Source organism: Lacticaseibacillus yichunensis (assembly GCF_003946405.1).
Classification (GTDB): Bacteria; Bacillota; Bacilli; order Lactobacillales; family Lactobacillaceae; genus Lacticaseibacillus; species Lacticaseibacillus yichunensis.
On record NZ_RHOG01000011.1, the window covers coordinates 54835 to 64476 of the forward strand.

The window sequence follows — 9642 nt, forward strand, 5'->3', positions numbered from 1 at the left end:
TTCCTTTCCGCGTCGCCAAGGCGCTTAGCCGAGTCGGGCGCCCACCCCTGAGCGCGAGCCTCCACACCTTTTAGTCGGGTTCCGGCTCGCAGGGTGGGACATTTAGCTGGCCTAGGCACTCGATGGCAAGGGACGCCATCAAGCGCCCAGACCAAGCTAACTGCCCGCCCCTATACGCGAGCCTCCACACCCTCCAGCCGGGCCACCCGCACTTCCGCCAGTGTTGGCGCTGCGCGAAAACCGGTGAAGGTGATCTTCAGCGCAGTGGTCTCAACCTCCTCAAAGCGCAAGATCCGACAATTGCCGATCGTCGTCGCGCGCGTCAGCGCATGCCACCCATCCGCTTGCAGAGCCATCACGGAAAAGGCCTCGACGCGTTGCCCGCGGCTGATGGCTTCGCGCAGAATCAGTGTGTTGACGCACACCGGTTGCGCCCACGTCAACGTGACGGTCGGGGTCGCGTCATCCGGCGCCGCCTCCCACGCCGACTGTAAGGCCAGCGTCTCGCCTGCATCCCCCATCGTCGCAGCCGGGGCCTCACTCGCCCCGCCCGTGATCGCAAAGGGCGCCACAGCGCTGGTCGCCGCGACAACAGCCGCCCCGCTCACATCCGTGTCAGTCAGCTGGATAATTTTTTGACCGACCGCAACCAGCGCCGCCTGATCCGCAGCGCCGAACCGGCCGCAACGGTCCAGTGGCACATTCAACAACAGTGCCGCGTTGCCGCCGACCGCCTTGCAGTACAGGTCAAACAGCGCCTCACCCGAGCGCACCTGAGTGTCTTGTGCCTCATGGAAAAACCATCCCGGCCGGATCGACGTGTCGACTTCCGCTGGATACCACACCAGCGGCCCGTCATAATCGGCCAAGGCGTCGCGACTGCCGAGGTCGTCATCGGTCGACTTGAACTGGCGGGAAAAAGCGGCGTCATCGCTTTGTTGCGACAGCGCGGCGACCCGCTCGGCTTCCCTAAGCGCAGCCGGCACCACGCTCCACTCGCTGGGCCGGATGTGGCCCGCTTCGTTGCCGATCCAGCGCACATCGGGGCCACTGACGGCGATCACCGCATTTGGCTGAAGCGTCCGCATCACTTGGTAATAGCGGTCCCAGTCATAGACCTGATGCTTGCCGTTTGGGCCCTCTCCGTTCGCCCCGTCTAGCCAGATCTCAAACAGGGGCCCGTAATTGCTGAGCAGCTCCGTCAGTTGGGCGACATACAGGTCATCATAGGCCTTGCCCTGCCCATAGACAGCCGCGTTGCGGTCCCACGGCGACAGATACACACCGAACTGCATCTGATGGCGTGCGCAGGCATCCGCAAACAGCCGCACCACATCCCCGTGGCCGTTTTGCCAAGGGCTGGCCGCCACGGAATGGGTCGTTGTTTTCGTCGGCCACAGGCAAAAGCCGTCGTGGTGCTTACACGTCAGAATCAACCCGCGCATGTGCGCCGCCTGCATCGCAGCCACGGCACGGTCGGCGGCGGCTTCATCGAGCCCCGTTGGCGCAAACAGCGCGGGGTCTTCCGTGCCGTCGCCCCATTCGCGGTCGGTCATCGTGTTCATGCCAAAATGGATAAAGCCGTAGAAGCCAAGCTGCTGCCAGGCGAGCTGGCGGGGGCTGGGGGTCACGTTGATCGCTTCAGCTAATTTCATTACGGGTCACTCCTTTTTTCGGCTTCAGCTAATTTCATTACGGGTCACTCCTTTTTGTGGGCAGGCGCCGCTGCGGCCAAGGTCGCAACAGCTTTTTCATGCAGGCGGGTCAGCCAGCCCGCATCGGGTGGGTAATCATCAAATTGCGGGACCATGCCGGCAGTTACGTCGATCAATCGCTCGACAAACGGCCGGCCCTTGAGCGCTTCGAGTTGCTGCAAAACGGCGAGGTCGCCAAAGCCCAGCCGCTGCACCTCGTTGCGCAGGCTGTTCAGCGGTTGGCCGTCCGCCCCCGGATACACGAGAAACGGGTCGCCGGATGGAAAGGCCCCGCCGGCATCGGTCACGGCAAACGGATCGATCGGCCGCGTGGAAAGCTGCGCGTTGTAAAAGTTGAAGCCCCAGTGTAAAAAGCCTTGGATCTGATGGCGATACAACAGCACCCCAAGCACCCGGTTGTCATAACTGCGCAAGGCGAAAAAGCGATTCGGCACCGCCGTTGTTTGTGCGCAACAATAATACGTCCACAAAGGCGCCGCGTCAGCCGCCAAAAACGGCGCCAGGGCATCATCGGCGACAACGGGATGCGGCACCAACCCATTTTCATAAAAGCGGACATCCGACAGCGCATCGATCACCTGCAAGCCGTCCAGCAGATCCGCGACCTGCGCGCGGGCCGCCCGATACCCGTCCTCTGTTGACGCGTTGGGTTCATCGGCCAGGTGGAAAAATAGGTGGTCACGGTCATAGCCTTCCTCGGCCAGCACCGCCAAGAGTTGGGGCAACAAGGCCTGTAAAAACGCGCGATACGCCGGCGCGGTACTCGGCACATGCCAGCCAAACAGCGCGGTGCCGGCCGTATCCGTGATGGTTGGCGTCGCCTGTGCGCCCCACTGGGTAAACAAAGGCGGCATTTCCAGATACGCAAACCCACTTTGCTGGGCCAGCTGGCACCATTTTCGCAGGCGCGACCAGTCAAATCGATATGGCGTGCCCGGCAAGATCTGTACCAATTGCACATTGGTCCGCGTCGCCCCCACCGCCGTGTCCAGGGGCGGCGTGAAGATCGGAGTCAAGAGCGTGTCCATCAGCGCCTCGTCATGTGCAAACACCATGAAATTGCCAATGATCGCCCATAACCGCGGCGTATAAGGCGCCTCGTGATAATAATCCGCCAGACAATCGACCGAGAACCATTCCGTGTGATGCAGGCGCGGCGGCTGGGCGACCGCCGCGGCCACGGTCAGCGGCACCGTTTGGGAAAAAACGACCTGCCCGCTGGCCGTTTCAGTCAGCGTGATCGTCAACTCATAACTCCCCGGTGTCAGGGACTCTGTCGGAATTTTCAGCCACAGCGCCCGCACTTGGCCGTGATACGCGCGCACCGGCCCGGTCAGTGGCGTCAGAAGATCCGGAAATAGGCCCGGCGTCGTGCGCAAATAGCGGGCGTCCGGATGCGGCCAGGTCGGCAGTTGGGACGGTACCTGGTTGATCTCAAAACACTGCGCCGAAAGCGAGGTCGCCAGCGTCAATTCCGAGAAGCTCGCATCGTCATCACGCAGACGCTGATACGCCAGCTGAAGCACCAAGGGCTCGCCCTGAAGCACCATCTGCGTCGCGACGACCCAAGCGTCCGGCACCTCATCGGCAAAAACCTTGGTCAACGGATCCACCAAGTCGATCTGATAATCCATCACACATGCCCCCTACTTCGCGTCCGCGTCCGGGTAATAGGCCCGGTCGACGGCTTTTTTGCGCCGATACTCGCGCGGCGCATCGCTGTAATACGACCGAAACTGGCGGGAAAAATGCAGCGCGTCTTGATAGCCAGATTGCGCGGCGACCACCTCGATCGGCAGGGTCGTCGATTCCAGCAACTGTTGGGCGTGACTGAGGCGCAGGCGCTGCAGATATTGCTTCGGGGCCAAATTGACCTCGCGGATGAACAGCCGATACAGGTAGCTGCGCGAAATGTGCACCTGCGAGGCCGCATCCTGCACGCTGATCGGCCGTGTGTAGTTGGCGTTGAAAAAAGCCAGCGCCGCGGCCACGGTCTCGTCGTAATGCTCCTCGTCGCGCGTGGCCTGCACAACGCCAAGCCCCGTGGCAAAATCGTCGACAAACGCGATCAGGTCCCGACTGCGCCGCAAGCCCGTGTCGTGCTTGCGGTCAGTTTTCGAGACCCGCTCATGGGTGAAGGCCACGATGTCTTTGGCCGCAGCTGGCGGCATTTCCGCGATCAAGAAGCCGCGCGCGGTGAGCGGGGCCAGGATGCGACTGGCCATTTGCCCGCCGAACCCCAGCCAGCAATATTCCCATGGGTCCTCAAGCGTCGGCCCATACTTGACCTTCACCCCCGCCGTCAGCAGGAAAAATTCGCCGCGCTGGACCGGATGGACCTGCCCGTCGATCTCGACCCAGCCGGACCCGGCGATCACATAATGGACGATCACGTCCCGCGCCACTGTATAGTAATACGAATCCAGTGGGGTGCAGCGCTGCCAGCCGCATTCCTCCGTCAACCAATCAACGCCATATGACGCGTATTTTTGCCAAGCGTATTGCATTGCCTCGCCTCCTCGATCGCGACCCGTGACTGACGCCGCGAGCCGCCGCCCGCATTGCCATTGGCCCATGTTTCCCATCATCCGTAGCGTACCGATTCGGAGCCAGTGATGAAAGCGGGTTCGGTTGCCAATGTATGGATAAATGTTGCCACATTTTCGACGGATTACGCAACACCGCCGCATGTTTGAGGAGACCCTTTTTGCCCATGAAAGCGCTTGATATAAACAGCTTTATCACCGCTCGCCACCCCGTTAAAAAACCAAATTCAAGGGGGTTTTCGGCGGTCCAACACGCTTTTGGCCTGCTTGACGAAACGTTAGCGGTCCGCCATATTGAGCGGGTGAGCCAGGCCGGCTGGCGCGGGGATCGCGCGGATGCGATCTGAGTTCCTGCGGGGCACCATTTTCACCGATGCTCAAAAGCCGGCCTGCTCGCAACATGTCCAATAAGGGGGAAGTAAAATGCATTTTTGGCGAAAAGGGTTGGCAGTTGCCGCGACCGCCGTTTGCGCGACCACCTTGGCCGCTTGCGGAAACGGGTCATCCAGCGATGGGGGCTCATCCAGCGGTAAAGTGGTCGTCACCATGTATCGGCCTGGAGATCCACTGGATAACCAAACCGAGATGATGAAGATCGTGAACAAGGAGATTCAAAAGACCTATCCGAAGATCGAACTGCAGATCAAGCCGATCTCCTGGGGCGATTATTCCAGCAAGTTCAACGTGATGCTGGCCTCGGGCGAACCGTTTGACCTCGCATTTGCGCAAGATTATGTTGCTGCTTCGCAAAAGGGTGCGTATGCCGACATGACCGAGCTGATTCAAAAATACGCCAAGAAGGCCTACAACGAGGTCGACCCGGCGTATTGGAAAGGCGTGAAGGTGGATGGCAAGATCTATGGTTTCCCGACCAACGCCAACGTCTTTTCCCAAGAGCTATTTGTTTTTAACGGCACCTACACGAAAAAATACAACATCGACGTTTCCGGCGTGACCTCCCTACAAAGCGCGACCGACGCGATGGCGCAATTCCACAAGGCGGATAAAAGCGTGACCCCGATGGCGATCGTGTCGGGTTACCGCGCGCCAACGCCGGGCTGGGAATACCCGCTCAGCAATGGCTACCCATTCGTCATCGATGAAAGCGGCAAGGACACCAAGGTGCAAAATCCGTACAATTTGGCGGTGATGCGCAAGAACCTGGCCACCCTGCATGACTGGTACGAAAAGGGCTACATTCCGCGGGATGCGGCGACCTCCACGACTCAGTACACGCTAGGCGATGACACCTGGTTCGGCCGCATCGAGACGAACGGCCCATTTGATTATGGCAACACGGCGCTGCTCGGGGCCCGCGGTGGCAAGCCGCTTGAATCCGCGGTGATTGCCAAGCCGTTCAAGAAGACTTCCGATACCCAAATGGCGATGTACGCGATCTCCAAGTCCTCGAAACATAAAAAAGAGGCCATGCAGGTCCTGAATGCCATCAATACCAACAAAACGATCATCAACACGATGGTCTGGGGCATTGAAGGCAAGCAATGGGAATTCACCGACAAGGCCAATGGCAAGATCAAGACGCTGAAGGGCTACAACGATAAGACCCATTATGGTGCCTGGATGACCGGCAACAACAAGAACCTTTACACCTTGGACACGGTCACCGCCGCGCAGATCAAGGAGCGGGATGAGGCAATCAAGAACACGCCGGAATCAGCCACCCTTGGGTTCACGCCAAGCCTCACCAAATACAAGACGGAGCTGACCAACATCGCCAACGTGATGAGTAAATACATCAACGTCATCAACACCGGTACCGGCGATCCCGTCCCAACCATCGAAAAGATGAACGCCGAACTCAAGACAGCCGGCTGGGATAAAGTCCGCGACGAATTGCAAAAGCAATACGACGACTTCCGGGCAGATAAGTAATGTCTTTTCACTGCGTCCAGCAGTGGCCGCACCACATACTCAACGTTGCTTGCGCGCACCCGTGGCATCCCCTGCCGCTGGCGCCGCCCAAACGCAAGTAACACCCCTGTTTTTCCGGCCAATAAATAGCGACCGTCACACAATTATTTTTGCTTGACGAAAACGCTTACACGGCTCATATTAGTGGAGTGGCCTTTTACTTTGAGGCTATCTCGTATCACCATGAGCCGGCCCGCGCCGGGAAAAACGTAGATGCACGACCAACTTGATTCCAAATCGGGCGTGATCGGCCCACCCTCCGTGGCGATCACCCACAACCCCGGCTGGATGCGAAACGGAGCTGAGACGAAAGATCTCGGCTCCGTTTTTGCGTGTGTGGATTTTTTGCGCAGTCATTGAAAAAGCGCCGCCTCCGCTTTGAGAGGACTCGGAATCTTTTTAAGATGTGGGGCATGTCAGCCGCCCGACCATCCCGCGAGCTTCCGCACCCTTGAGTCGGGCGCCGGTGCGCATGGTCGAGACAGCTAGGTACGCCAATCACTCGGTGGCAAGAAGCACCACCAAGCGCTTGGCTAGCCTACCTGCTCGACCATAAACGCGCACCTTCGCACCCTTTTTAGTCGGGCCCCGGTGCGCATGGTCGAGACAGCTAGGTACGCCAATCACTCGGTGGCAAGAAACACCACCAAGCGCTTGGCTAGCCTACCTGCTCGACCATAAACGCGCACCTTCGCACCCTTTTTAGTCGGGCTCCAGCTCGCATGTTCGGGACGTCTAGCTGTCTCGTGCACTCGGGGCGAAATGCGCCCCAAGCGCCCGAGCCAAGCTAGCCGCCCGACCATCCCGCGAGCTTCCGCACCCTTAATTTCGATGCAGGTCATCGTACTTCTCATCGAAATGGGAGGCGTTCGATTCCCACTTATGAGGCTTGGGATGCTTCTTTTGATAATGTATCTCGATCAATTCCTCAATGCTCACGATCACGATCGCGGGCGGGCCAAAAAGCATGAACCAGGACAATACATTCGACGTGAAAAACATCGCAAAATACGGAATCCACAACAGGATGTAAAACACCCAGCGGATAATGAGATCCCGCTTGCGTTTACGTAACTATACGTAACTATTTGAGATCCGCCGCACTTGCGACGATCTCTTGTTTTGCCTTCACAAGCTCAGTGGTTTCATCCTCTGAGCGACTTCTCACCATGGCCATTTCGATCACCTCGACCAAAGGCTCAACGCATCAACTAGGTGGCGCGACTTTCTGTATGTGACCTAAGTGTACCCCCCGCCACAAATTAGCAAAGCCCCTAGGTACCCGGCAAATGTTTCGCGTGAAACATCACGTCACGACCCGCCGCTCACTTACCCCCGCTGTTTTTCCGCCGGTAGCCCATCGGCGTCATGCCGGTCTCGCGCTTGAAGAGCCGGGTGAAATAAGAGAAGTTCGTATAACCGAGCGACTCGGCGATCTGGTTGATCGGCTGGGCGGAGCTGGCCACCAATTCCTCGGCCATGGTGATGCGGCGACGAATGATGTAATTGGTCATCGAAATGCCAAACTCGTCCTTGAACAACTTGGCCGAGTAATCCGGATTGAGGTAGACGATCTCCGCGAGATTGTCGCGGGTGAGCTCCTCATTGAGATGATGGTCGATGTATTTTTGAAACTGGCGCGCCACGCTGATGCTCGAATCGGCGAACTTGGCGTAGGAGAACGCCTCCCCGCAGACATACGCGACAAAGTCCAAGAGCATCTCCACGCTCGTCAGCGAGTTGTAATACATCGTGGTGTAATCCCGGCTGAAAAACAGCTTGTGGGCCTGGACATTGTGACGCTGCAACTGAACGTAGATCTGCTGGACCAGATCCTCGCGAAAATTGCGCATCGTGTGCTTGCTCAGCCGGTGCTCGCGCTCACAGCCTGTCAGATACTCGCGGCAATAGGTAAGCAGCGCCGCTTGATCCTTGCGCTCGATCTCCTGGCCGATCACCGCCAGCGACGGCTCCACATATTCGACTTGGCTTGGATGATAGTCGCTCAATAAATTGATGCTATTGCGGTGCACCGCCATTTGCCGGACCATATTGGCCAGCCGGGCAACCACGGCGCGAATTTTATCCCGGGGCGTGATCGTGCTGATGTAGATCGCGGCATTGACGTTTTCCGCATTGATGGTGCGCTTGATTGCCTGGCCCAGCGCCAGATGCCGGGTCTGCAGGTCCTGAAAAAGCTGGTCGTCCTTTGCCATCTCGTAGACGAAGATCAGCTGCTCGTCCCGTTCAAAAATATAGGTCAACGCATGCAGGCCGTCGTGCTCCGGCGGCAGCGCATTTTTATCCAGCAAATGATGTAGGATCTGGCCATCGCGCTGACGCTCCGGTTGCACCGCCGCAAACAGATAATACGAGGCGTCATCCGGCAACAGTTGATCCAGCGGCTTGGTCGGCTCAAAGAAGATCTGTTGCCAGCGCTGGCGCACCTCAGCCTTGGATTCCCCATGCCGTTCTTTGTGCTGATCTTGGCGAATCTTGGCCACCGCTTTTTCGATGACCGGGGTGAATTTGGCCGGCACGACCGGCTTGAGATAATAGTCAAAGGATTTGAGCTCGATCGCCTTTTGCGCGTAATTGAAGTCGGCGTAATTCGTCAGGAAAATAAATTCCGGGGCCGGGCGATCGCGCTCACGGACCCAAGCCAACAGGTCAAGGCCACTGCCCTGGGGCATCTCGATGTCCGAGATCACCAGGTCGATGTCCTCCCCTTCGAGCACCGCCTGGGCCTGGCGCATGTTGTAGGCGGTCAAAACGCCGCTAAACCCTAAGCTCGCCCAGTCCATCGTCGTTTTCATCACATTGATCACGTAACGGTCATCATCGACCAGCAGCACTTTCATCGCGATTCTCCCCCTTTACCGCGCGCTGAATCGGCAGCTCTAGCGTCGTGCAGGCGCCGCCGTTTTTCAGATTCTCGAGCTTCAGATGATACGTGTGGTTGTATAGCAGATCCAGCCGCGCAATCACATTATTGATGCCGATGTGATGCTCGGACAGATCGATCTGGTGCTCATCCGCCACCGCCTGCAGAATCGCCGGGGGATATCCCGGGCCGTTGTCCGAAATCACCAGTTGTAAAAACTCCCCCTCAGTGGACATGGTCTGCGCCGCCGTTACCTTGATCAACGTTTTACTATCAAAGGAAACGGCGTATTTGACCGTATTTTCAACAAACGTCTGAATCGACAGCGGCGGCACCAGCACATCGGCCGCCCGGGCGTCGATTTGAAAATCCGCCTGCAGGATATCGTCCCCGTAACGAATCCGCTGGATATTCAGATACTCCTTGGCATGCTCGACTTCCTGCGCCAAGGGAACCAGATCATCGCCTGCATTTAATAGGTAACGCATCCTGGATTATTCATAGAATTTCAAAAAAGCAGCGCAATCCCATGATTCACACGGGACTGCGCTGCTTTGGTGTTTCA

8 protein-coding genes are annotated in these 9642 nt (G+C 58.1%); 2 read left to right on the forward strand and 6 right to left on the reverse strand.

Features of this window, described 5'->3' with window-relative positions:
• Positions 1-170 precede the first annotated feature (170 nt).
• Genes EKM95_RS05135 through EKM95_RS05145 form a run of 3 tightly spaced genes read right to left on the reverse strand, consistent with a single transcriptional unit; the run spans position 171 to position 4222 of the window.
• Positions 171-1655, reverse strand: coding sequence for an alpha-L-fucosidase (locus tag EKM95_RS05135; RefSeq protein ID WP_125696776.1), 1485 nt, complete (start codon positions 1653-1655; stop codon positions 171-173).
• A 44-nt stretch (positions 1656-1699) separates the two neighbouring features.
• Positions 1700-3349, reverse strand: a complete 1650-nt coding sequence (locus EKM95_RS05140; RefSeq protein ID WP_125696777.1) for a DUF4091 domain-containing protein — start codon at positions 3347-3349, stop codon at positions 1700-1702.
• A gap of 12 nt (positions 3350-3361) precedes the next feature.
• Positions 3362-4222 (reverse strand): AraC family transcriptional regulator, encoded by an 861-nt coding sequence (locus EKM95_RS05145; RefSeq protein ID WP_164510096.1) that lies wholly within the window; start codon positions 4220-4222, stop codon positions 3362-3364.
• A gap of 206 nt (positions 4223-4428) precedes the next feature.
• Between EKM95_RS05145 and EKM95_RS05150 the strand changes: the two genes are divergently transcribed.
• Both EKM95_RS05150 and EKM95_RS05155 read left to right on the forward strand, forming a co-directional pair.
• Positions 4429-4608, forward strand: coding sequence for a hypothetical protein (locus tag EKM95_RS05150; protein WP_125696779.1), 180 nt, complete (start codon positions 4429-4431; stop codon positions 4606-4608).
• A gap of 76 nt (positions 4609-4684) precedes the next feature.
• The gene (locus EKM95_RS05155) at positions 4685-6154 is read left to right on the forward strand and encodes an ABC transporter substrate-binding protein (RefSeq protein WP_125696780.1); all 1470 of its coding nucleotides are present in this window, start codon (positions 4685-4687) and stop codon (positions 6152-6154) included.
• 861 nt (positions 6155-7015) lie between these two features.
• Here EKM95_RS05155 and EKM95_RS11620 read toward each other — a convergent pair.
• The 3 genes from EKM95_RS11620 to EKM95_RS05165 form a co-directional block, all read right to left on the reverse strand.
• Entirely contained in the window at positions 7016-7231 is a 216-nt protein-coding gene (locus EKM95_RS11620; RefSeq protein ID WP_164510097.1) for a hypothetical protein, read from the reverse strand.
• A 287-nt stretch (positions 7232-7518) separates the two neighbouring features.
• The gene (locus EKM95_RS05160; protein ID WP_125696781.1) at positions 7519-9054 is read right to left on the reverse strand and encodes a response regulator; all 1536 of its coding nucleotides are present in this window, start codon (positions 9052-9054) and stop codon (positions 7519-7521) included.
• The gene (locus EKM95_RS05165; protein ID WP_125696782.1) at positions 9032-9565 is read right to left on the reverse strand and encodes a sensor histidine kinase; all 534 of its coding nucleotides are present in this window, start codon (positions 9563-9565) and stop codon (positions 9032-9034) included. Before EKM95_RS05165 ends, EKM95_RS05160 begins: the two co-directional genes overlap by 23 nt.
• Positions 9566-9642 lie beyond the last annotated feature (77 nt).